17 protein-coding genes are annotated in these 22897 nt (G+C 71.0%); 1 reads left to right on the forward strand and 16 read right to left on the reverse strand.

Translation table 11 applies throughout. The features are described 5' to 3' along the window. Positions 1-36: 36 nt before the first annotated feature. The 8 genes from ACFV88_RS30350 to ACFV88_RS30385 form a co-directional block, all read right to left on the reverse strand. Positions 37-261 (reverse strand): acyl carrier protein, encoded by a 225-nt coding sequence (locus ACFV88_RS30350; protein ID WP_385495241.1) that lies wholly within the window; start codon positions 259-261, stop codon positions 37-39. Beyond that, positions 258-2135, reverse strand: a complete 1878-nt coding sequence (locus ACFV88_RS30355; protein ID WP_385495242.1) for an HAD-IIIC family phosphatase — start codon at positions 2133-2135, stop codon at positions 258-260. Before ACFV88_RS30355 ends, ACFV88_RS30350 begins: the two co-directional genes overlap by 4 nt. Before the next feature lie 2 nt (positions 2136-2137). Then, positions 2138-4255: an ABC transporter ATP-binding protein gene (locus ACFV88_RS30360; protein WP_385495243.1), complete on the reverse strand. Its 2118-nt coding sequence runs from the start codon at positions 4253-4255 to the stop codon at positions 2138-2140. A gap of 273 nt (positions 4256-4528) precedes the next feature. Beyond that, the gene (locus ACFV88_RS30365; protein ID WP_385495244.1) at positions 4529-4753 is read right to left on the reverse strand and encodes an MbtH family protein; all 225 of its coding nucleotides are present in this window, start codon (positions 4751-4753) and stop codon (positions 4529-4531) included. A gap of 183 nt (positions 4754-4936) precedes the next feature. Next, positions 4937-5776 carry a hypothetical protein gene (locus tag ACFV88_RS30370; RefSeq protein ID WP_385495245.1) on the reverse strand — a complete coding sequence of 280 codons (840 nt, stop codon included), beginning with the start codon at positions 5774-5776 and terminating at the stop codon, positions 4937-4939. Positions 5777-6068: 292 nt separating this feature from the next. Next, positions 6069-7271, reverse strand: a complete 1203-nt coding sequence (locus tag ACFV88_RS30375; RefSeq protein ID WP_385495246.1) for an ABC transporter permease — start codon at positions 7269-7271, stop codon at positions 6069-6071. Then, positions 7268-8074 (reverse strand): ABC transporter ATP-binding protein, encoded by an 807-nt coding sequence (locus ACFV88_RS30380; protein WP_385495247.1) that lies wholly within the window; start codon positions 8072-8074, stop codon positions 7268-7270. Before ACFV88_RS30380 ends, ACFV88_RS30375 begins: the two co-directional genes overlap by 4 nt. Further along, positions 8071-9237, reverse strand: coding sequence for an efflux RND transporter periplasmic adaptor subunit (locus ACFV88_RS30385; RefSeq protein ID WP_385495248.1), 1167 nt, complete (start codon positions 9235-9237; stop codon positions 8071-8073). The genes ACFV88_RS30380 and ACFV88_RS30385 overlap by 4 nt, the downstream gene beginning before the upstream one ends. A 675-nt stretch (positions 9238-9912) precedes the next feature. On the opposite strand from ACFV88_RS30385, the gene ACFV88_RS30390 reads away from it, so the two are divergent. Next, a complete protein-coding gene (locus ACFV88_RS30390) occupies positions 9913-11226 on the forward strand; it encodes a sensor histidine kinase (protein ID WP_385495249.1) in 1314 nt (437 codons plus the stop codon). A 31-nt stretch (positions 11227-11257) separates the two neighbouring features. On the opposite strand, the gene ACFV88_RS30395 is transcribed toward ACFV88_RS30390, so the two are convergent. The 8 genes from ACFV88_RS30395 to ACFV88_RS30430 form a co-directional block, all read right to left on the reverse strand. After that, positions 11258-12085: an alpha/beta fold hydrolase gene (locus ACFV88_RS30395; protein ID WP_385495250.1), complete on the reverse strand. Its 828-nt coding sequence runs from the start codon at positions 12083-12085 to the stop codon at positions 11258-11260. 110 nt (positions 12086-12195) lie between these two features. Then, positions 12196-12999 carry an enoyl-CoA-hydratase DpgD gene (gene dpgD / locus ACFV88_RS30400; protein WP_385495251.1) on the reverse strand — a complete coding sequence of 268 codons (804 nt, stop codon included), beginning with the start codon at positions 12997-12999 and terminating at the stop codon, positions 12196-12198. Next, positions 12996-14345 (reverse strand): (3,5-dihydroxyphenyl)acetyl-CoA 1,2-dioxygenase DpgC, encoded by a 1350-nt coding sequence (gene dpgC / locus ACFV88_RS30405; RefSeq protein ID WP_385495252.1) that lies wholly within the window; start codon positions 14343-14345, stop codon positions 12996-12998. Before dpgC ends, dpgD begins: the two co-directional genes overlap by 4 nt. Beyond that, complete coding sequence (dpgB, locus tag ACFV88_RS30410) at positions 14342-15010, reverse strand: enoyl-CoA-hydratase DpgB (RefSeq protein WP_385495253.1); 669 nt, start codon at positions 15008-15010, stop codon at positions 14342-14344. The genes dpgC and dpgB overlap by 4 nt, the downstream gene beginning before the upstream one ends. A gap of 23 nt (positions 15011-15033) precedes the next feature. Then, complete coding sequence (dpgA, locus tag ACFV88_RS30415; protein ID WP_385495254.1) at positions 15034-16185, reverse strand: 3,5-dihydroxyphenylacetyl-CoA synthase DpgA; 1152 nt, start codon at positions 16183-16185, stop codon at positions 15034-15036. Positions 16186-16445: 260 nt separating this feature from the next. Further along, on the reverse strand, positions 16446-17894 hold the full coding sequence (locus ACFV88_RS30420) for a PLP-dependent aminotransferase family protein (protein ID WP_385495256.1): 1449 nt from the start codon (positions 17892-17894) through the stop codon (positions 16446-16448). 305 nt (positions 17895-18199) lie between these two features. Further along, positions 18200-20872 (reverse strand): AAA family ATPase, encoded by a 2673-nt coding sequence (locus ACFV88_RS30425; protein WP_385495257.1) that lies wholly within the window; start codon positions 20870-20872, stop codon positions 18200-18202. A gap of 653 nt (positions 20873-21525) precedes the next feature. Then, complete coding sequence (locus ACFV88_RS30430; protein ID WP_385495258.1) at positions 21526-22617, reverse strand: prephenate dehydrogenase; 1092 nt, start codon at positions 22615-22617, stop codon at positions 21526-21528. Positions 22618-22897: the final 280 nt, after the last annotated feature.

Below are 22897 nucleotides of genomic sequence, written 5' to 3' on the forward strand. Positions count from 1 at the left end.
CGGCGGGCGGGCCGCCGGGTCACGGACGGGGCGTCGTCAGGCCGTCGTGAGGTCGTAGATGTGGCGCAGGTCGGGTGCCTCGAAGACGTCGATGACGCTGATGCTGCGGCCGGTCCTGCCCTCCAGCGCGGTGACGAGGCGCAGCAGGTACAGGGAGTCCCAGCCGGGGAGTTCGGTCAGCGCGCGGTCGGTGTCCTCGGGCGCGACCCGCAGGCCGAGTTCGTCGTTCAGGAGGGTGAGGAACTCGTCGAGGTCGTTCACGGCTGGTCCCTCCGCGGGGCGTCGAGGTGGAGGTGCGGGGGGACGGGGGGTATCGCGGTGAGCGGGTGGTCGAAGGTCAGGGTGTCGTCGTCCTCGCCGGGCGAGGTGCGGGTGAATCCGTAGCGGGGGTAGAGGTCGGCGACCCGGTGGTTGCGTTCCGTGGGGCGGTAGCGGGCCCGTACGGAGGTGGCGCCGGTGTCCCGGGCCAGGTGGAGGACGTGGGAGAGGCAGGCTTCTTCGATGCCGCGGGAGAAGACCCGGCAGCTGAGGAGGAAGTTGTCGATGTGCAGGGTGTCGCCGTCGCGGTGGGTGAGGAGGGCGCCGACGAGGCCGTGGTCGCCGAACCGGTCCTGGGCGTGGACGGTGAGGGTGAGGGTGGTGGGGTCCTCGGTCCTGGCCCGTACGTCGGCGGGTTGGAGGCGTTCGGCGGTGAGGTTGAACTGGTTGGTGCGCAAGGTGAGTTGGGATATGCGCGGGGTGTGGTCGGGGGTGGCGGGGGCGATGCGGACGCGGGTGCCGAGTTCCCGGAGGTAGTCGTCGGTGGAGTCGAATCCGTCGAGGAAGCCCTTGCGGGCGGTTTCTTCGCGGTAGCGCGCGGCGCGGACCCGGTCGTCGGCGGTGACGTCCCGGACGTCGAACCAGCCGTCGCGCAGGACGGCGCTGCGGTGGCGGGCGGGTTCGCCGTCGATGTCGATGACGGTGACCCCGGGGAGTTCCCGGCGGACGAGTTCGCGTTCGAAGGTGCTGTCGTCGGCGAACACGAAGGCGTCGGTGGACAGGTTGAGGGTGTCGGCGAGTTCGCGCAGGTTGTCGTGTTTGGGTCGCCAGTTGGCGATGACGTGGACGAAGTCGTCCTCGCGCAGGGCCATGCGGGGGTGTTCGCGCAGGGTCCGGGCGACGGCGTCGGGTTCGTTCTTGCTGACGGCGGCGAGCAGCACGCCCTGGGAGCCCAGTTGTCGGACGACCTGTTGGAAGGCGTGGAACGCTTCGCCGCGGTAGCCGTCGCCGATCTCGATGCCTTCGGGGCCGTCGTCGCCGAGGACGCCGCCCCACAGGGTGTTGTCGAGGTCGAGGACCAGGCACTTCTTGACCCGTCCGGTGAGTTGCCGGGCGAGGTGGCCGACCTCGACGGCGTAGGCGGCGAGCAGTTCCTCGGTGAGGTGGGCCTTGGCGTAGGTGCTGAGGCGTTCGTCGACGGCGGGCACGCCCTCGGCGATGAGGGGGTCCAGGTCGATGACGACGACCGAGGGGTTGTCCTCGGCGAGGGCGAGGAGTCGGCTGTTGGCGTCCCGCCACAGGGCGCCGAGCTTGGCCCGGGAGCGGTGGTCGACCAGTTGGGCGCTGTGGGCGCGGGGCAGGGGCAGGGTGTTGAGGACGAGGGTGCCGGGGGTTTCGGCGAACCGGGTGGCGAGCTTGTGCAGGAGTTCGACCTTTTCGGCGGCGACCCGGGCCACGTCCTCGGGTCGCCAGGGCACGGGGACCTCGTCGAACACGATCATCGGGTCGAGGACGCAGAGGGTGAGGTCGGGTCGGGCCCGGTTGAGGGGGCTGTCCGGGTCGAGCAGGTCGAGGACGTAGTGGTCGAAGTCGGCGAGCGTCACCCGGGCGAGCAGTCCGTGTCGGGCGAGTTGGGCGTGCAGGGCCGGGGGCAGGGCGCCCAGGGTGCCGTGTCCGGTGACGCCGATGCTGACCTGCGGCACGTCGGGGTGGGCCCGGGCGACCTCCTCGGGGTCGAGCCGGGCGAGGAGCCGTCCGATGCTGGGCAGCTCCGGGCCCCGGAGGCGGGCCACCAGGCGGCCCGCCTCCGGGAACTCGGCTGCCAGACGGCCCGCTTCGGCCAGCGCGCGCAGCGCGGCCGGGGCGTCGTCGGGCATGGTTACCTCCCTGCCCCGTCCGCGCCGGGCGGGGGCGGCGGCGGTGCGCCTCCTCCGCCGCCGCCGAGGACCTGGAGCGGGGGCGGGCCGCCGTCGAAGGGGCCGCCGGGCGGCGGCGGGAGGGCGCCGGGGCCGCCGTCGCCGCCGCCGGGTGCCATGGGTCCGAAGAACTGGGGGCCGCCGGCGAAGTGCGGTACGGATTCCTCCTCGGGTTCGGGTTCGGGGATGTCGGCCCGGGAGGGTCCGGTGGCGAACTGGGTGCGGTAGAGCTCCGCGTACAGTCCGCCCTGGAGCAGGAGTTCCTCGTGGCGGCCCTGTTCGCGGACCTGGCCGTCGTCGATGACGAGGATCTGATCGGCTTCCCGGACCGTGGACAGCCGGTGGGCGATGACCACGGAGGTGCGGCCTTCGAGGGCGGTGCTCAGGGCCCGTTGGACGGCGGCCTCGGACTCCGAGTCGAGGTGGGCGGTGGCCTCGTCGAGGACGACGACGGAGGGCGCCTTGAGGAACAGGCGGGCGAGGGCGATGCGCTGCTTCTCGCCGCCGGACAGCCGGTAGCCGCGTTCGCCGACGATGGTGTCCAGGCCGTCGGCGAGGGAGTTGACGAGGTCCAGGATCTGCGCGGACCGGCACGCCTCGGTCAGGTCGTCCTCGGTGGCTTCGGGCCGGGCGTAGAGGAGGTTGGCCCGCAGCGTGTCGTGGAAGAGGTGGGCGTCCTGGGTGACCATGCCGATGGTGTCCCGCAGGGATTCCATGGTGAGGTCGCGGACGTCGGTGTCCCCGATGCGCACGGTTCCGGAGCCCGGGTCGTACAGGCGCGGGATCAGGTGCGTGAGGGTGGTCTTGCCGGCGCCGGAGGGGCCGACCAGGGCGGTGAGCTTCCCGGCGGGCGCGGTGAAGCTGAGGTTCTTGAGGGTGAGCGGATTGTCCTTGCGGACCTGGGCGGGCAGGGCGATGGACTCCAGGGAGGCGAGGGAGACGTCCGCGGCGACCGGGTAGCGGAAGCTGACGTCCTCGAACGTGATCTGCGGGGCGCCGGGCTCCTTGGTGTGCAGGGCGTGGGCGTCCGGGCTCTCCTCGATGAGCGGCTTGAGGTCGAGGAGTTCGAAGAGCCGGTCGAAGCTGACGAGGGCCGTCATCACGTTGGCCTGGAGGCTGGAGAGCTGGTTGATCGGCCCGAACAGTCGGGTGAGGAGGGCCGCGAGGGCGACCAGGGTGCCGATCTCGAAGGTCCCGCGGATGGCGAGGATGCCACCGATGCCGTAGACGAGTGCGGTGGCGAAGGTGGCGAGCAGGGTGACCGACAGGAGCAGCATCTGGCTGTAGACGAAGGTCGTCACGCCGATGTCGCGGACCCGGCCGGCCCGCTTGCTGAACAGGGAGGTCTCGTGGGCGGGGCGGCCGTACAACTTGGTGAGCAGCGCGCCGGCCACGTTGAACCGCTCGTGCATGAGCGAGCCCATTTCGGCGTTCTGCTCCATGGACTCCCGCATGAGTCGCTGCATCCGCCGGCCGATGATCTTGCCGGGGAGGACGAAGACGGGGAGGACCGCCAGGGCGATCAGGGTGATGGCCCAGGAGAGGTAGAACATGGTGCCGAGGACGAGGAACAGCGCCAGCACACCGGAGACCACCGTGGACAGCAGGGTGGTGAGGGCCTGTTGGGCGGCGACCACGTCGGTGTTGAGGCGGCTGACGAGTGCGCCGGTCTGCGCCCGGGTGAAGAAGGCGAGGGGCTGCTTCTGGACGTGCTGGAACACTTCGGTCCGCAGGTCGTAGATGAGCCCTTCGCTGACCCGGGCGGACAGCAGGCTCTGGAGGTAGGCCGCCACCGCCTCCAGGAGCGCCAACCCCAGGACCACCAGGGCGACGGTGACGACGACCGCCTGGTTCCGGGGGAGGATGCCGTCGTCGATGAGGTACTTGAAGAGCAGCGGACTGGCCACCGTGATCCCGGCCTCAAGGACCGTGATGAACAGCAGGAAGGTGACTATCCGCCGGTACGGTCTGAGGTAGGGGAAGATCCGCGGCACGGTGCCGGGTTTTATCTTCTGGCGGGTCAGCCCGGAATCCGAGCCGAATCCGCGAACCATCATCTGCGGCCCCGCGCCTGCCATCATGGCTCCGGAACCTCCTTGTCCGTCGATTGATCGGAAAGCCCGACGCTTTTCGAGGCCGGCCGGGAATTCAGTACGGTTCGCTTTTCCCTGTACGGAGTCGGGTCCGACGGGGGGAACCGTTTCTGTGCCTGTACCGGGGCGGGCGGACGGCGCGCGGTGCGCGGTCCGGTCCTGGGCCCGGGGACTCCCGTGCGGTGGCCGACGCGGCACGGCCTCGGAGGCGAAGTGCGCTCCGGGCCCGTCACCGTGGGAAGACGCAGTGCGGAGAGGGCCCTACTGGGCGCGCTCGTACTGCTGCATCTCCTCGATCAGGCTCTTCGGACGCATGTCCGTCCACTGCTCCTCGATGTGGTCGAGGCAGGCCTGCCGGGTGTCCTCGCCGAAGGCGATCTCCCAGCCCGCGGGGACGTCCGCGAAGGTCGGCCAGAGCGAGTACTGGCCTTCGTCGTTGATGAGCGCGTAAAAGGACCCGTCTTCATTGTCGAATGGGTTCGCCATTTCGCCCCTCCCAGGAAGCGGAACCGAGCCGAGAATACGTACTCTTTCGCCTTCTGCTCCGAGCGATGGTAGTTGGCACCAACTCACCGGACAAGCAATGGCCAACGGCGTCCAACCAGCTAATTCAGGCAGTTGGACAAGGAAATGACAGTTGGACGTGCGGGATTCTCGGAACCGCATCCGTCACTCGGTCGGCGCATCGTGGGGCGGTCCGGGTCGGTCGGTCGCGGCGGCCGGCCTCCGTGCCGACCTCCGCTGGACCCCGATCAGCAGCAGCCCCCCGGCGATCAGCAGGACGGCGAACCACACGGGTCCCCCGTCGAAGAGGAGCATCACGACCCCGACGGGGAGTGCGAGGCCCCCGAGCGGGACCAGCAGACTGCTCAGGGGTGGCGGGGTCCGGCCGGGCCGGTTCCGCCCACGGACCACCTCGGGGTACCAGCGGGTGAAGCGCAGGGCGGCGAGGATGGCCAGGATCTGGATGATCCACCCGGTCCACAGGTTGTTCGGATCGTGCAGGACGAGGTCTCCGTAGGCCCCGAAGATCGCCGCGACGAGGAACGCCAGGCCCCAGACGCCCGTGATGACGTAGTTGGTGCGCAGGAAGACGGGCGAGTCCCACACCTCCCGGCCGACCTGTTCGCGCGCGTACGGGAGGGTGAAGGGGACGCGGGCCGCCATCGATCCGGCGGCGATGACGAAGAGGGCGATGTTGGACACCTCCCCCGCGTAGGTCTCCAGCCACCGGAGCGTCCCGGGCGAGGCGAGGGCCCCGATGACGGCCATCAGGGCGAAGAAGGCGACGTCCGCCAGTTCCAACAGCTTCCACGAGCTGCCGGGGCGCCGCAGCCGCCCGGTGATCACGATGACGGCGGTGAGGGCCAGGGCGAGCCCCACCGACAGCTCGAACCGGGAGGGGCCGACGAGGATCGAGAAGACGATCCAGGGCGTCATGCCCAGGAGGGGGCTGTCCAGCACGGCGTCGAACCGGCTGCCCCGTGGCCCGTCCGCCGTGGCGCCCATGGTCCGTCAGCCCTCCGTTCGACGGGGGAGGCGACGCGGACCGCATCGGCACCGCGTCCCGGGAAGCGGGTTCGCTCGGACCAAGCATGCCCCGGCCCGGCGAACGCGGCTCGGCGAGTGCGGCACGTGGGCGTTCGGGGCCGTTGCGCCCGGACGGCGCCACCGTGCTCGCGTGACGCCTCCGGGGAGGGGGTACGGAAGTCCGAGGGGGGCGGGCCCGGGCGTCCGGCCGCCGACATGACGGGACCCGGCACCGTGGGGGTGGCGGTCCACGGTGCCGGGCGTCGGTGTGTCAGGTGGTGCGGAGGGCCTCGGTGGGTTGCATGCGGGCGGCCCGCAGCGCCGGCAGCAGTCCGGCGATGGCGCCGATGGCGCCGGCTGCGGCGAGTCCGCCCGCCCAGGCGATCACCGGGACGACCGTGGTCCAGCCCTTGATCTGGGCGTACACCATGGTGGCGATCACCCCCAATCCGACCCCGACCGCGCCGCCCAGTGCGGCGAGGAGCACCGCCTCGGAGAGGAACTGCACGCGGATGTTGCCCTTGGTGGCGCCCAGGGCGCGCCGTAGGCCGATCTCGGAGCGGCGTTCCAGTACGGAGATGACCATGGTGTTGGCCACGCCGATGCCTCCGACGAGGAGGGCGACGGCGCCCAGCCCGAGGAAGAGTCCGTTGAGTGCGGACTGGGTGGCGGCGCGGGCCTCCAACGCGGCCGACGGCTGGCTGACGGCGACCTCGTCGGAGCGCTCCGGGTTGGCCGTGGCCGCGAGGAGCTGCTGCACCGCGTTGACGTGGTCGGTCTCGGCGCGCACGTAGATGATGGAGGGGTGGCCGTCGAAGTTGAGGTACTTCTTGGCCGCCCCGTACCCCACCATCACCGCGGAGTTGATCTCCGGGGTGAGTTTGGCGGGCTTGAGGATGCCGGCGACGTAGAACCACTTGCCGCCGACCCAGATCCGTACGCCCTGGTGGATGCGGTCGATGCCGAGCCGGCTGGCGGCGTCCGAGCCGAGCACCGCGACGGGCTGTTCGGCGGTCGCCGCGTTGAGGAACCGTCCCTCGGCGACGGAGGTCCGCACGGTGGCGGGCAGGCCGAGGCTGGTGGCGGTGACGCTGAGGCCGTTGGTGTTGATGCTGGGGATGTGGGGACTGCGGTAGGCGTTGGCGTCGGTCTTGCCGGTGCTCTGGACCGCTTCGACCTGGCCGATCCGGTTGATCATCGCCGGGGCGTCGACGGGGAGCTTGGCGGTGCCACCGGCGACGACCCGGCCGGGGGTGACGGTGAGCAGGTTGGTGCCCAGTTTGTCGATCTCGGCCAACAGACCCGCCTGGGAGGAACGGGACAGCCCCATCACCGCGACCATCGCCGCCACGCCGATGGCGATGCCCAACGCGGACAGCGCGGCCCGCATCCGTCGGGTGCGCAGGCCGACGCTGGCGGTTCTGGCCAGGTCGGCGGGGTGCATCCGGCCGGAGGGCGGGGCCGTGGTGGTCATGACTGGACCCTTTCGGAGGGGACGGAGCCGTCCGGGGTGGCGGGCGGGCCGTCCACGGCGGGTCCGGCGCCGTCCGGCACCATGACGTCGTGGACGATGCGACCGTCGAGCACCTCGATCCGGCGGGGCATCCGGAACGCGAGGTCGCGGTCATGGGTGATGACGACGATCGTGGTGCCCTCGGAGTTGAGTTGCTTGAGCAGGTCGAAGATCGAGGCGCTGGTGACGCTGTCGAGGTTGCCGGTGGGTTCGTCGGCCAGCACGATCGCCGGGTTGCCCGCCAGCGCCCGGGCGATGGCGACGCGCTGGCGTTCACCGCCGGACAGCTCCGGCGGACGGTGGTTCGCCCGGTGGGCGAGGCCGACCCGGGCCAGCGCGGTGGCGCCGGCCTGTAGCCGCTCCCGGTGACGGACGCCGGAGTAGAGGAGTCCGTCCGCCACGTTCTCCAGGGCGGTGGAGTTGTTGGCGAGGAAGAACTGCTGGAAGATGAAGCCGATGCGGGTGGCCCGCAACCCCGCGAGGGCCCGGTCCGACATCCGCGCGACGTCGTCGCCCACGATCTTGACCTTGCCGGAGCTGGGGCGGTCCAGGCTTCCCATGACCTGGAGCAGGGTCGACTTCCCGGAGCCGGACGGGCCCACGATCGCGACGAGTTCGCCCCGGCGGATGGTGAAGGTGGCCTTGTCCATGGCCACCACCGGGGAGACCCCGGGGTAGACCTTGCTGACGTCCTCCAGTTCGAGGACCGGTTCGCCCAGGCGTTGCCTGGGGGCCGCCGCGACGTCCGTCGCCGTCTCGCTCATGATCCCGGCACCACGACGTTCTGGCCGGCGCTCAGCCCGTCCCCGGTGACCTGGACCCGGCCCGCGCTGTCGTCGAAGAGGCCCGTCTCCACCTTCACCAGGCGGCGTTCGCCCGCGGCGTCCACGACCTCGACGGCGTAGCCGCCGCCGGCCTGCGCGAGCAGGGCGTTCACCGGCACGGACAGCACGTCCTTGACGGAGCCGCTGACGATGGACACCTGGACGGGCGCCTGGTCCAACTGGCCGGTGTCCTTCGGCTTGGACGGCTTGATCAGCACCTCCACCGTCATGCCGTCGCCGGACTTGGTGGCCACCTTGCCGACCGACGAGACCACACCGGGTGTGGACTGCCCGCTCGGCAGGGAGATCGTGACCTTGTCGCCCTTCTTCACATCGGCCTGCTGGCTGGCCCGGAGCGCCACCGACACCTGGCGCTGGGTGGAGGAGCCCTCGACCACCACGGAACCCGGAGCGGCGGAAGAACCGCTGACCGCACCGACCTTGGTGATCCGGATCTCCTTCGCCGACAGGAACACCGCCTGGCCCAGCTCCAGTTCCCCGGTCACCTTCAACCCGAGGTCGTCCTGGAGTTCCTTGACGGCGTAATAGGTCTGCCAGCCGTAGTAGTCGGAGTCGGGGTCGATATCGCCCTTGTCCGCGTACCCCATATCGAGCAGTGCGGAATTCAGCTGCTGTACGTCGACGCCCTCCATGTTCCAGGCGAGTTTCCGGTAAGCGGGGACGTAGGCGCCCTGGAGGAACACCACGGGCTTTCCGTCGACCCGGTAGAGCACTTTCCCCTGGCGGATCACCTCGCCCACCCGGGGGAGCTTCGTGAGGGTTCCGTTGGACTTGTTGACGACCTTGTAGGAGCCGGCGTATCCGAGGGTTCCGTTCGTCTGGGTCCGCGCGGCGAGCGTTCCCTTGGTCACCTCGGCCACCCCGGTGCGGGTGGTGCCTTCGGAGGAGCTGTCGTCCGACGACTTCGCGAACGGGTCGAGGACGACGACCCCGGCGCCCGCCGCCGCCAGGACGACCACGACGGCCGCGGTGATCCAGCGGCGGCGCCCGGAGCCCTTGCGGCGGGCACGTCGGCCCTTGCCGTCGTCCGGCGGGGCCGCGTCCGCGGTGCCGTCGTCGGTGGGAAGCTGCGTGGTGCTCACGATCCGCCCCCAAGCTGCCAGGGGGCGACCCGGCGGGAGTGTGACGACGCGAGGTCGAAGGGACTGTCCTGCATGAGGCTGAAGCCGCCGTCCTTGTCGGGGTCGGGTAAGGGGAATTCGGCACGCGGCCGGTGAATGCCCCGCCACGGTCCCGTGCGTCTGAATTCCAGGCGGCGGAACGGTGCAGGGGCCCTCGGGGCGGTCGATGGGGCGAAGTCCGCGCCGGTGTGGTCCGGGTCGACTTTCACCGCCCGCGCTACCTCCGACGCGACCCCTCCCGGTACTTCGTGTACCGCTGTCGACCGCGTGCTGAGTTTTCTGCGTGGACCCTTTCTACGAGACCCCCGGTTTCACCAAGGTTTCGCTCCACGGAACCGAGTTCCCGCCCCCTTCTCATGGGGGCGCGCGGCCCTCGCGCACGCCCGGTGCACACGCCGCTCGCACCCGCGCCCCGTGCCACCACAACCGATCGGGTCACCACAACCGGTCGGGTGACGGCTGATCGTTCCGGGGACGGGGAGGGGGCGCGGCGCCTACCATGGCGCCCCCGCCGGTAGCCGGTCGTCGGTCGCCGCGCCACGGGTACCGGCCGAATCGGCGCGCGGCCGGTGAAACCCCGCGGAAACCGGGGACGGATCATCGTGGACGCGAGGGACACCGGACGTGAGGATGCATATGTCGGTCATCGCCACACTCACCCGTCGCGCCGTGGGCTCCGGCGGCTCCCGTCGTACCGTGCGGGCGAAACTGACCCTGCTGTACGGGGGGCTGTTCCTGATCTCCGGTGCGACCCTACTGGCGATCACCTACGTACTGGTGCGGTACTCGATCCTGTGGGACCCGCCCAGGGACTCCAACGCCACCTTCGTCGAACAGCCCGACACCACCGCTCCCCTGCCGCCGCAGGACGCCGCTCCCAGCTCGGTCAGCCCCGAGGGCCCCCGGGTGATCGACCTGGACGTGGCCTCGGAGCAAGCGCGGAAGGCGCTCGCCACCCAACGCTCCACGCTGATGCAGCAGTTCCTCAGCAACTCCGTCATCGCGCTGGCCCTGATGTCGCTGCTCTCGATCGCGCTCGGTTGGATCGTGGCGGGGCGCATCCTGCGACCGCTACGGACGATCACGGCCGCCGCCCGGAACATCTCGGCGACCAGTCTGCACCGGCGGCTCGCCCTGGAGGGGCCCGGCGACGAACTGAAGGACCTGGGCGACACCTTCGACGCGTTGTTGGTCCGACTGGACCGGTCCTTCCAGGCCCAGCGCCAGTTCGTGGCCAACGCCTCCCACGAGTTGCGCACGCCCCTCGCCCGACAACGGACCATCGGTCAGGTCGCCCTGTCCGATCCGGAAGCGAGCGTGGAGTCCCTGCGCCAGGCCCATGAACGCATCCTCGCCGCGGGGGCCCAACAGGAACGGCTGCTCGAAGCGCTGCTCACCCTCACCCGCAGCCACGCGGGGATCGAGGCGCGGCAGCCGTTCGACCTGGCCCGGCTGACCGAGGAGGTGGTGGACGCCCAGTCGGCGGGGGCCCAGCTGCGGGCGGTGACGCTGCGCTCGTCGGTGACTCGGGCGGTGGCCACCGGCCACCGGCCGCTCGCGGAGCGCCTGGTGGTCAATCTGGTGGACAACGCGCTCAAGCACAACGCGCCCGGGGGCGAGGTGGAAGTGAGTGCGCGGACCGTGGACGGTCGGGCGGTCCTCACCGTCGCCAACACCGGACCGGTGGTCCCGCCGGAGAAGGTCGAAACGCTCTTCCAGCCGTTCCAGCGGCTCGGCGGCACCCGCACCGGGCGGCGCAGCGACGGGCTCGGTCTGGGGCTGTCCATCGTGCAGGCCATCGCCGTCGCCCATGACGCGACCATCGCCACCGTGCCGCGGCCGGAGGGCGGGCTGAGTGTCACGGTCTCGTTCCCCGTGGTCCCCGTGGTGACGGGCGATCCGAAGGCCGCCGTCCCCCGGCACGGGAAGGCGACCGCCGGCAGTCGGTGAGGGGCAGGGGCGCCCGGTCCGCGCCCCGCGGTTACGAGGGCTGCGAGCCGGCCGGGAGGCGTCCGGCGAAGAAGTCGATCACGACGGAGTTCAGGGCGTCGGGCTGTTCCAGGTATCCGTAGTGTCCGCAGCCGGGGAGTTCCCGGTAGAGGGCGCCGGGGACGGCGTCCGCGACCTCCCGGGACAGGTGGGGGCGGATGACCAGGTCGTCCTGGAAGGCGACGACCAGGCAGGGGCGGCGGATCGACCGGTAGGCGGAGAGCCGGTCGGGGATCTGGTCCACCGCCAACTGGCCCCGCACGGAAGACAGGTCGACGGATGTCATCTCGAAGACGCCCAGCCAGTCCCGCACTTGCTCCGGGTCGTTGAGGGTCTGCGGAGAGAGGTTCTGGAGGGCCGCCACGAAGGCCGCGTAGGCCGGGGGCAGGGTGATGCCGCTGTCGGCCAGCGCGAGGTCGGCGGCGGCCATGGCGCGGATCACCTCGTCGGTCCGCCCGCTCGACGCGACCAGCACGGCCTGGCGGACGAGTTCGGGCCGGGCCACCAGGAGTTCCTGGACGACGATCCCGCCCAGGGAGTGGCCGAGCACCCGGCAGGGGCCCGCGCCGAGGTGCTCGATCAGCCCGGCGACGTCCGCCACCATGTCGTCGAGGGTGAAGTCCCGGTGGCCGGGTTCGTCGGGGGCGAGCCCCCGGTTGTCGAGGGTGATCACCTGGTGACCCGCGGCTTTCAGGGCGGGCACCTGGTGGGTCCGCCAGATCCGGCCGGGGCTCCCGGTGCCGGCCACCAGCACGACCGGCTCCCCCGCACCGTGGACGTCGAAACCGAGGTCGATCCCGTTGATCCGCGCTCGTGGCATCGTCTTCTCCTGTCTGGCGGCTCCCGTCCGCCGGCGGCTACCCGTACCGTGCGGCCCCTACACCCGTACGGGGCCGGGGCCGCCGGGGCGACACCCCGGCACCCGCCGGGTCAGCCGTCGGTCCACACGGGGTCCCGCTTCTCGCGGAAGGCACGGACCCCCTCCGCGGCGTCGTCGCCCCGCCGGCGGCGCTCCTCCCAGACGTAGGAGGTGGTGAACGCCTCCTCCAGCGGGAGGTCCACGGACCTCAGGGCCGCCTCCCGGATGGCGCGCACCGACAGAGGGGCGGCGCGCACCAGGTCGTGCGTCCACCGGTCGACCGCCTCGTCGAGCCGGTCGACCGGGGCGACCTCGTTGACGAGCCCGAAGCCCGCGGCGGTGGCGGCGTCCATCCGACGGCCGGTGAGCAGGTACCCGAGGGCGACCCGCTCAGGCAGTTGCCGGGCCAGCCGGAACACCCCGCCGGCCCCCGGCACCAGCCCCAGGCGCACCTCGGGGAGCCCGAAGACGGCCTGTTCGGAGGCGATGACCAGGTCACAGGCGAGGGCCAGTTCGAAACCGCCGCCCAGGGCGTAGCCGTGGACCCGGGCGAGTACCGGCTTCGACCGGGTGAAGCGGTCGGTGAGCCGGGGCCAGCCCGGTTGTCCCCGACTGCCGAACGTGGTCGGGGCGGCGCCCTCGGCGTCCAGGCGGGCCCTTTCCTTGAGGTCCTGCCCCACCGAGAAGGCGCGGTCACCCGCACCGGTCAGCACCGTGACCCGGATCGTGTCGTCGGCCTCGACGTCGTCCCAGATTCCGGCGAGTTCCTCGTGGGTGCGCAGGTCCATCGCGTTGAGGACCTCGGGCCGGTCCAGGGTGACGTACGCGACGTGGTCCTTCTTCTCGTAGCGCACCCGGGCGCGGTCCTCGCTCATGTGGCTCCCGCGGCTCGTGCGGCTCCCGCGGCGAAGCGGCCGACCTTGCGGATGACGTCCTCGCCGTAGATCCGTAGGGACTGCTGGAGTGCGAACTCGGCCAGGTAGGCGCGGAACGCGTCCGGGGGTTCCTCGGCGAGGTTCAGCATCCTGCGGTTGGCGAGGACCGCGTCGCCGTCGAGCCGGGACAGGGCCCGGTCGATCGCCGCGTCCATGTCCCGCGGCTCGGCGACCTCGTCGATGAGGAGCCGCGCCTCCGGTTCGGTCGCCCAGAGCCGGCGTCCGCCGAGGACGACCTGCCGGGACAGCCGCGGGCCGACATGGCGGCCCAGCCGGAAGTTCGCGGCGCCCGGAATGATGCCCTCCTGGGCGGCGGGCAGGCTGAGGTACGCGTCGGACGCGGCGAGCACGTGGTCGCACACCAGCAGCAGTTGGGCGCCGCCGCCGATGGCGAACCCGTCCACGGCGGCGGCCCAGGGCTTCTCGACCAGCGGGGTGTGCCAACGGCCGGGCGCGTCGGGGCCGCTGTCCGGGTCGGTCCCGGTGTGGACGCCGCGCACCATCTTGTTGATGTAGCCCAGTTCGCGGCGGAGGAGGAAACCGACCAGGGAGATTCCCCCGGAGCTGAGCTCCTTCAGGTTGATGCCCGCGCTGAAGACCCGTTTGCCCTGGTAGCGCGGGTGGCTCATCACTCCGCCGCGCAGCAGGCCGACCCGGACCCCGGGGTCCAGCAGGGCGAGGTCGACGGCGGTCTCCATGTCGTCGACCTGACGGCCGTCCTCGGCGTTCAGCCGGTCGCCCCGACACATGGTGACGTGGGCGACGCCGTCGATGCGTTCCAGGCGCACGGCCTCCAGTTGGACGACGCCGTCGCGGAGGAACTCCGGCAGCAGGTCCCGGGCCCGGGCGGTGGGTCGGAGCATGGCGTCGACTAAGTGCGGTCCGGCGGTGGACGAACGCAGGACGGCGCGCAGGAACACGCCCTGGTCGATCTCGTGGCCCTCCTTGGCGGCCTGCGGTCGGCCGCGTTCGACGGCGAGTTGGTCCTCGGAGGGCACCAGGCCGGGGTACTCCTTGGCCGCCGCCTCGACCAGTTCCCCGATCCGCAGGTTCACCGTGCGGCCCTCGGTGAGCCGGTCGTACACGGTGTCGACGTGCTCGTCCAGGAAGCGGACGCGGTGGGACCGCGCGGTGTCCTGGGCCGCCGCCACCACGGCCTGCTGCTCCGGGGTGCGCGCCCCGGGGTCGGGCAGTGCGGCGACCGACTCCTCGACCCGCCGGGCGGCTTCGGCGAGCGCCGTCCAACCCGCCGGGGCCGCCTCGTGGGGCGGGAGCGACGCCGTCACCGGGCGTCCACCACGGCAGCGGTACGACGCAGGGCGCGGTCGCAGGCCGCGAGGTGGGAGCCGATCGCGTCCTCGAAGCTGGTGGAGGTCGCGTCGAACAGCAGTTGGCGACGGATGGCGAGCTCCTTGCCGGACAGTTCCCCGGCGAGTCGGGCCACCGAGGTCAGTGCGGCGTCCGGGTCCTCGGTGAGTTCGTCGACGATCCCCAGTTCGCGCGCCTCGTCGGCGGGTATCGGCACGCCGAACAGCACGGCGCGCCGGACCCGGGCGGTCCCGGCCTGTTGGACGAGTCGGTAGGCGGCCATGCCCGGCCAGGTGGCCTCGCCGTCGGTGGCGACCAGCAGGTGGGCGTCGGGGGTGGCCAACCGGATGTCGGCGGCGAGGAACACGTCGAGGGCCGGGCCCCCGGTCTCCCCCGTGGCCACCGCGACCGTGGCGGCGGGCAGGCGCTCCAGCCGGCGCAGTGCGCGTTCCCACTTGGTGACCAGCGCGACGTTCAGCCCCTCGGTCCAGCCAGGGCCGGGGCGGCCGGTGACCCGGGCGGTGATGACACGACCGCCCACGTCACCGGCCGACCGGTCCTCGGCCTGGTCGCAGACGTCGGCCAGGGCCTTCACCGACGCGAGCGTCAGGGGCGCGGTGCCGTCGATCTTCACGGTGGTCACGGTGTCGCTCGCTTCCCGGGCGGTCACCACTGGACCAGCGCCGTCTCGATCGTTGAACCCGGCCCCATGGTCATGAGGACCCCGTACTCGCCGGGACGGGTGACGTGTTCGTCGAGCAGTCGCTCGTAGGAGAAGAGGAAGGACCCGCTCGACACGTTGCCGTAGTCGCGGAGCACTCCGACGGTGTGCCGGAGGTCGTGGCGGGTCAGCCCGAGGTTGACGATCACCGAGTCGATGACCTTCTTGCCGCCGGAGTGGACCAGCCAGTGCTTGATGTCGCTGCGGCGCAGTCCCGTGTCGGTGAGCAGACGGTCGATGACGATCTCCGCGTGCGCGCCGACCACGTAGGGGACCTGGGGGTCGAGGAAGAAGCTGAACCGGTCGAGGTCCCGGTCCCAGTCGTAGCGCATGGCGTCGAGTGCTTCGGGGATGATGCAGCTCGCGAACTTCAGGACGTGGGGTCCTTCGGCGGCTCCGGGCGGCCCGGCGTCCGGTCCGGACATCAGTGCGACGGCGCCGGCGCCGTCCCCGAAGAGGCTGTTGACGACCGCGGTGCGCATGGTGGAGTCGAAGGCGTAGGCGGCGGAGCAGGCTTCCGCGCACAGCACCACGGCGAGTTCGCCGGGGTGCGCGGCGGACCATCCGGACACCACGTTGAGGGCGTTGAGTCCGGCGTTGCAGCCCATGCCGACGATGTCGGAGCGGCTGCAGTGCCGGTCGATGCCCAGTTCGCGGATGAGGCGTGCGCTGAGTCCGGGGGTGAGGAACCCGGTGGTCGTCACGCAGCAGAGGTGGCGCAGGTCCGAGAGTTCGGCGCCGGCCCGCTTGAGGCAGGCCCGCAGCGCCTCGGTGCCCATCTCGATGGTCAGCCTCTTGTGCTTGTCGAGGAGGTCGCCCTGCGGTTCGGGGACCCGGACGCCGTCCTCGTCGGGGTCGGGCACGGTGAGGTGGCGCGTGTCGATGGCGCTGTTGAGGAACACGGACCGGATCTTGGGGTCGGTGATCCCGAAGGCGTCGAGCACGTCGGGCTGGCTGTACACGGTCCCGGCGGCGGCGGTGCCCACGCCCACGATGCGCGGGGCGAAGGGCGTCAGGAAGCCGGGGGCGCCGGCGTGGTGTGCGGCGGGCACGTGCTCCTCGGTCAGGAGCCCCGGTGCTGCGGTGTCTGTGGTCATCGGAAGGTCCATCCCCACATGCGCGGTTTGCTGCGCGGTCGTTGTGTGGTCGTGCCGGTCATTCCCGTCCCTTTCCGGGTGGGGCGTCCGGTGACGCCCGGCGGATTCTGGATACGTCCCACGAATTTCGACGGTTCTTGGTTCTGTGGCTCTTGATTCCGCGCTTCTCCGGGTCTCCGGGTCTCCGGATGTCCGCCCCGCGGGGTCTTTCGCGCGGGTTTCGATGCGCGGAGGGATTCCGCTGCCCGACGGTTCGTCCGTCAGTCGCGGGTGCTGTCCGACCCTGGGCCTTCCGCTCGGAATTCCGCGCTCTCCGCCTCGATGAAACGGGCGAGCCGCGCGGTGCCCTCCTTGATTTCCGCGGGGGTCAGATAGCTGGTGGACAGCCGCAGGGCGTACTGTCCGCCGCCCTGCGGATAGAAGTACCGCATGGGCGTCCAGATGACGCCGTGGTCCTGTGCCGAGCGACCGAGTGCCGCATTGTCCGCCGGGAAGGGCACCTGGACGCGGAGGAAGAACCCTCCGGTGGGTTCGTTCCACCGCACCCCCAGGGCGGCCCTGCGCTCGGCGGGCAGGCTCTCGTCGAGACAGCGGAGGGTGGTGGCCATGGCCTCGCCGTAGTAGGCGGCCGTGTCCGCGCTGTGCCGGGAGATCCGGCCCTCCGCGGCGAGCAGCGCTCCGGCGACGACGGCCTGGCTCAGCGACGAGGTGTTGACCGTCACCATGCTCTTGACCTTGGCGAGTTCGTCGGCGAGCAGCCCGGTGCGGCCCGAGTCGTCCACCACGATTTGGTCGGCGACGGCGAACCCGACCCGGGCGCCGGGGAAGAGCGTCTTGGAGTAGGAGCCCAGGTGGATCACGCGCCGGTCCCGGTCGAGGGACTTCAGGGTCGGCTGCGGGGTTCCGGGGCTCACCCGGCGGTAGGGGCTGTCCTCGATGACGAGGAAGTCGTGGCGGGCCGCCAGCTCCAGCAGTTCGGCGCGGGCGGCGGGACCCAGGGTGGTGCCGGACGGGTTGGAGTGGTCGGGGACCACGTAGAAGGCGCGCGGCCTGCGCCCGCGGGCCTTCTCGCGCCGGACCACGGCGTCGAGGTCGGCGCAGACGAGCCCTTCCTCGCGTTCGTCGACGGGGACGACGGGCACGTCGAGGAGGCGTGCCGCGCCGCTGATCCCCACGTAGCAGGGGGTGGCGACGAGGAGGACGTCCGCGGGGTCGCGCATCAGGGCGCGCAGCACCAGCAGCATGGCCTCCTGGGCTCCGACGGTCACCACGATGGACTCCGGGGGCACGTCGACGTCCTCGTCGGTGCGCAGGGAGTCCGCGATGATCCCGCGGATCAGGCCGGCGGTGGGCCCGTACTGGAAGAGCGCGGTCCGCAGGTCGCCGGGGGAGCCGCCGTGTGCGGTGAGGTGGTCGAGGTAGCGGCTCAGGTGGTCGGTGATCTGCTCGTTGTCGAAGAACCCGTCGTACGGGCGCCCGGGGCCGAAGGAGATCGCCTCGGGGTAGCGGTGGGTCACCTCGTTGAGGAAGTTCATCGTGTCCAGCACCGGGTCGGCGAGGCTCGCGTGCAGGGCGGCCCTCGACAGCTGGTGCGGGGCGGGTCGGGTGGCGTCCGCGGGGGGTGCGGTGGCCGCCGGTTCGCCGTCCGGTGTGCCGGAATCCGGGGTGGTCACGGCCCGCTGCTCTTCGTCGACGTCCCGTCCGGTCATGAATTCTCCCATGCGCCATGAATCGAGATCACTGGGACCATTCGAGATCGCGCAGGATCACTCGAAGAACGTCTGATTTCGATTTCGACGGTCAGGCTCACATGAATTGCGGTGCCGCGACAACCTGCGTCCAACCGAAAGGGACTTGCCGGTTGGACGCATTACGGCACGCATGCGGAACACCCGGGCGTGGAAGACCCGGGTGCGCGACGCACGGGAGCGAGAAGTCAGGGGGTGAGAAGCGAGGGGGTGAGAAGTCAGGGGTGAGAAGTCCGAGAGTGGAGAAGTGCGGTCCTTCTCCGCTCTCAACGGCCATTGGGCAGGCATGAGGGACGGCCGTGGACCTGGAGTGCCGAGGGGAGGTCGTTGCGGCCCCGCACCCGCAGCTTCCGGTAGATTTTGGTGAGGTGTTGCTCCACCGTGCTCATGGTGATGAACAATCTGCCGGCGATCTCCCGATTGGTGCACCCGGAGGCCGCGAGGGCGGCCACCCTGCGTTCTGCTTCGGTGAGTTCGACGAGCACCGGGAACGACTCCTCGCCGCCGTGGTCGACGGTGGCCGTGGTCTGCGTGCCGGTCCCACCGAGGGAGGACCCCTGGCCGGAGCCCAGCCCCGGGGTCTCCCACCGGTGGGGGCGGGTGTGGGCAGCCGGCGGCCGAGTGCCATGGGAGCGGGCCGCCCGGTCCCTGAAGTGGTCCGGGACCCGGCTCCCGTTGCGGCGCAGGAGTTGTTCCTCCATCAGGCTCCTGGCCTCCTGGACCCGGCCCATGGCGACCAGTGCGGCGGCGGCGTCGTCCCGCCAGTCCACCAGGTGCGGGGAGTCGATCCGCCACTTGCGCATGAGGTCCCCGCAGGAGCGGAAGTGCGTCAGGGCGGTGTGCGGGCGTCCGACGGCCAGGTGGTAGCGGCCGAGGGCTTGGAGGTACGGCAGGGCGAAGGGGGTGTCGAACATGCCTGCCGGTACGGGGACGTTGAGCACCGACAGGACGGATTCGAAGGCGCCCAGTTCGGTGCCGGACCGGATGGCCAGGGCGAGCGGCAGCCCGACCGCCACCCCCCAGGAGGCGGGTGCGACGAGTTGCAACACGGTCCGCGCGGACGCGCTCGCCTCCAGGGCCTCCCCCCGGCGCAGGGCCGCGGCCGAGCGGACGGTCTCCAACATGGCCCGGCGCATGGGAACCCGTTCGATCCACCGCTGTTCGAGCAGTCGGTCGGACCAGGAGACGGCGTCGTCCAGGCGGTCCGTCTGGATGAGCAGGATGAGAGCGAGGATCGTTGCCGCGAGGGGGCTGCCCGCGCGGGTGGCGCGCAGCACCTGGTCGGCTCCCTGGACCTCCTCGCCGTCGCCGCCCCCGTCGGTGGACAGGTTGAGGAAGGTGAGCGCGGTCAGCGGTCCGGCGCCGGCGGCCATGGCGTCGAGCGGGTCACCGGTGATGTCCCGCGGGCCCCGGGCCAGGTCGGGGGCGCAGAAGGAGAGCGCCAGCCGCACCAGTCGCACGCCCGCGCGCCCGGGGCCGGTGGTCACGGGGGCGGGTTCGTGGTCCTCCTGGTTCTCGATCCGCTTCAGGAGGTCGTCGGCGCGGGTGAACTCGCCCCACCAGATGAGGTGCTTCACGGGGACCAACGCCTCCGGCCCGGTGAGCAGGCCGAACCGGACCATGCGGATCAGTTGGTCGAGGTGTCGGGTCGCCTTGGCGGGGTCGATGTGCCACTGGGCGTCGGCGAGTTCGGCGGTGACCTGGGCTTCCTGGGCGGGGTCGGTGCAGATGCCGGAGGCGTGGCGGAGGTATCCCACGGCGGCGGCGACCTCGCCGGACACCATGGCCTCGTGCGCCGCCTCGCGGAGGATCTCCACCCGCCAGGGGGTCCGTACGGAGTCGTGGGCGGCCATCAGTTGCCGGGCCACCGCGACCGCGGAGGCGCCGCCCTCGTGGAGGAGTTCGGCGGCCCGTCCGTGCATCTCGGAGAGTTCGCCGGCCGGGACGTCGGCGAGCACCGCCAGTTGGGCCTGTTCGTGACGGAAGCGGGTGGCCGTGAGCAGTCCGGCGGCGTGCAGGGCGCCGAGGCTGCCGTTGACGAGGATGCCGTCACCGCCGACGAGTTCCCCGATGAGCGACTTGGTGGCCGCGTCGCCGAGGACGGCCAGGGCCCGGGCCGCCACCAGCATGTCCGGTGGGCAGCGGTGGAGGCACCGCACGACGGCGTAACGGTACGACTCGCCCGGTTCGGGTTCGCCGGGTTCGGGGCCGTCCGTCGTGCGGTCGTCGATGAGGGCGTGCAGGAGCAGCGGGTTGCCGCCGCTGACCCGGGTCCACAGCTCGACCTCGTGGTAGGAGGGTGCGGAGCCGAGGCGGTCCCGCAGTTGCGCGGCGACGCCCATCACGGTGAGTCGGGTCAGTCGGATGCCGTGGCAGTAGGGGAGGTGCAGGGTCTCCGCGTGGAGGGTGACGAGTTCCCGGTCGTGCCCGGTGCACTCGTTCATCACGATCATGACGGCGGAGGAGTCGATGCGGCGGACGAGGTAGCTGAGGACCTCCAAGGAGGCGGCGTCCGCGAAGTGCACGTCGTCGATGCCGATGACCAGGGGACTGTGCCGTTCGGCGAACTCGCACACGGAACGGCAGATCCGCTGGAGCAGCCCCAGCGGAACGGGGCCGGCGCCGAGCGCCCCGTCTCCCGAGGCATGGGCACCGATGTCACCGGCGACGAACGGATCCGCGTGCATTCCGGCGGCCCGCAGCGCGGTCACCAACTGGTCGGCGAGTCCGAACCGGTGATGCTGTTCGCTGGCCGAAGCGGTGATGGAAACGAACAGCGCGCCGTGTTCTACCGCCCTTTCCGCGAATGCCGACAACATCGCGGTCTTTCCCGATCCCACGGGGCCGTTGACGAAGACGACGGAGCCCCGGTCAGCGGCACAACGCAAGTAGAGTCTGTTGAGTAACTGAAGGTCGGCATTCCGTTCTGCGAGGTTCACAGGTACCCCCCGTACCGTATCCGTGCGCTCCTACGATGCTGTGGGCTTCGGCGTCCGTGATTCCTACAGAGTGATCGACTCAGAAACAAGAACCAGAGATCCGTATCCGCCCAGAACAATGGGCCTGTGTGGGGGTGGCTGACCCAGTGGTGCGCAGGAACCTTCCCAGCTCACTCACAGGGTAACCACCATGCCCGAAAAAAGCGCCTCGTCCCGAACTCCGAGATGATCCCGGTGTCCGCGCGGCGCCGTCGCAGCGCTGACTCACGGGTGAACTGACCCAGCCTCAGATTCCGCCACTGCGGCTGGAATGCTCCCGCTGCCCGCACACAAGTCAACGCACCCAGTCGTGCCCGTTCGTTCGGATTCTGCCCGAAGTAGCACGACCGCCGCCGACCCCTTCCCCCAAAAATTCATAGAAAACTCACAGTTTGAATGGTCAATTACCATCCGGGCCGTCAGGAACGCTTGGCATATTCACCCGGGGGAGAACCGTGCGGACGGTCCGTCCGGACGTCACACAAAAGTCATCCTCGGCGGTTCCACTCCCCCGTCCACCCGCCCCTCCCGCACCGACCGACCCTCGGCGCCCCTCCCTCCCCCACCTGCTCACCCGGCACCGCCCACCCCCTCGGTTCCGTCGGCCCGCCGGATCACTCGCGCCCCGACTCCCAGCCGCCGGCGCGGAGGTGGCGCAGCAGCGGATCGACCGCTTCCGCCGCCACGTCGAACCGCGCGACGAGCCCACTGGCACCGTCCGCGTCGATCCCCATCGTCTCCGCCACCACCTGGTCCCCCAGTGCTTCCAGGAGTCGCGACAGTTCGCCCGGCCGCTCCTTGACCGCCACCCACGCCCGGGCCCGTTCCCCGGGAGCGCCGCCACCGACCGGCGCGGTGCCGGCGGGGCCGCCGGATATCTGCTCCACCCCGGCGATGCCCCGGTCCAGTACGTCCACCAGGACCTGCATGCCCTCCGCCCGGTCGGCACCGTCCTCGGCCAGCGCGTCCAGGGCGGTCACCAAGCGGCCCAGGTCCGCCTGCAACTCCCGCACCACCCCCACGACCGAGCTCGCGTTCGACTGGAGGATGTCCCCCCACAACTGCGAGTCGCCCCGGGCGATCCGCGTCACGTCGCGCACCCCGGGCCCGGCGAACCGCCGCATGCCCACCGTGCTGTCCCGCAACCGGGCCGCCATCAGGCTCGCCACCAGGTGCGGCACGTGGGAGGTCAGTGCCACCGCGCCGTCATGGGTCGCGCTCCGGGTCACCACCGGTACCGCCCCGCACAACGACACCAGTTCCAGCGCCCGCTCCAGGGCGAGGGCGGAGGTGAGCGGGGAGGGCGTCAACGCCCAGGTGCGACCGCGCAGCAGGTCACCGCGGGCCGCCAACGGCCCCGACCACTCCCGTCCGGCCATCGGATGTCCGCCGATGAAGCGGAACGGCTCCGGCGCATCGCTCAGGACCACCCGCTCCGCACCGGACTTCACGCTCGCCACGTCGGTGTAGCAGTGGGCCAGCTTCCGGTCCTGGAGTTCCACGAGGGAGTCGCCCACCTGACTGGGCGGCATCGCCAGCACCGCGAGGTCGACCGGCCCCGGTGGTGGCTCCGCCACCCCGGCCCCGAGCGCGGCGGCCGTCCGGGCGGCCACCGGGTTCCGGTCGGAGAGGAACACCGTCACGCCCTGCCAACTCGCGGCGAGCGCCACCGAAGTGCCGATCAGTCCCGTGCCGACGACAGCCATGGTCCGGATCACAAGGCATCTCCCAGTATGAAAGCGCTCCACCCGAAATGAAAACCGCCGACCAGTTAAGCAATGTGTCCCATCAGTTACCAGGGTCACGGGCACACGGAACTCCACGCGTCGCCGCAGTGGCTGTACTCAAAGGTCACCTCTATCATCGCGCGAGCCCCGCGCCCACCATGATTCCCCATTCGGTGACGCGCGCCCCCTAACTGTCCAACCGTCCATTCTCCAGACAATTGCGCGATAGCCAGACACACGGCAAGGAACTTAAAGTTCG

This window comes from Streptomyces sp. NPDC059816, from assembly GCF_042732055.1.
GTDB lineage: Bacteria > Actinomycetota > Actinomycetes > Streptomycetales > Streptomycetaceae > Streptomyces.

Coding starts and splice junctions, on each gene's coding strand:
- ACFV88_RS30380 (WP_385495247.1), bottom strand. CDS start 8,074: ATGAGCGAGACGGCGACGGACGTCGCGGCGGCCCCCAGGCAACGCCTG.
- ACFV88_RS30420 (WP_385495256.1), bottom strand. CDS start 17,894: ATGACCGGACGGGACGTCGACGAAGAGCAGCGGGCCGTGACCACCCCG.
- ACFV88_RS30390 (WP_385495249.1), top strand. CDS start 9,913: ATGTCGGTCATCGCCACACTCACCCGTCGCGCCGTGGGCTCCGGCGGC.
- ACFV88_RS30370 (WP_385495245.1), bottom strand. CDS start 5,776: ATGGGCGCCACGGCGGACGGGCCACGGGGCAGCCGGTTCGACGCCGTG.
- ACFV88_RS30430 (WP_385495258.1), bottom strand. CDS start 22,617: ATGGCTGTCGTCGGCACGGGACTGATCGGCACTTCGGTGGCGCTCGCC.
- dpgD (WP_385495251.1), bottom strand. CDS start 12,999: ATGAGCGAGGACCGCGCCCGGGTGCGCTACGAGAAGAAGGACCACGTC.
- ACFV88_RS30365 (WP_385495244.1), bottom strand. CDS start 4,753: ATGGCGAACCCATTCGACAATGAAGACGGGTCCTTTTACGCGCTCATC.
- ACFV88_RS30360 (WP_385495243.1), bottom strand. CDS start 4,255: ATGATGGCAGGCGCGGGGCCGCAGATGATGGTTCGCGGATTCGGCTCG.
- ACFV88_RS30395 (WP_385495250.1), bottom strand. CDS start 12,085: ATGCCACGAGCGCGGATCAACGGGATCGACCTCGGTTTCGACGTCCAC.
- ACFV88_RS30375 (WP_385495246.1), bottom strand. CDS start 7,271: ATGACCACCACGGCCCCGCCCTCCGGCCGGATGCACCCCGCCGACCTG.
- dpgA (WP_385495254.1), bottom strand. CDS start 16,185: ATGACCACAGACACCGCAGCACCGGGGCTCCTGACCGAGGAGCACGTG.
- ACFV88_RS30355 (WP_385495242.1), bottom strand. CDS start 2,135: ATGCCCGACGACGCCCCGGCCGCGCTGCGCGCGCTGGCCGAAGCGGGC.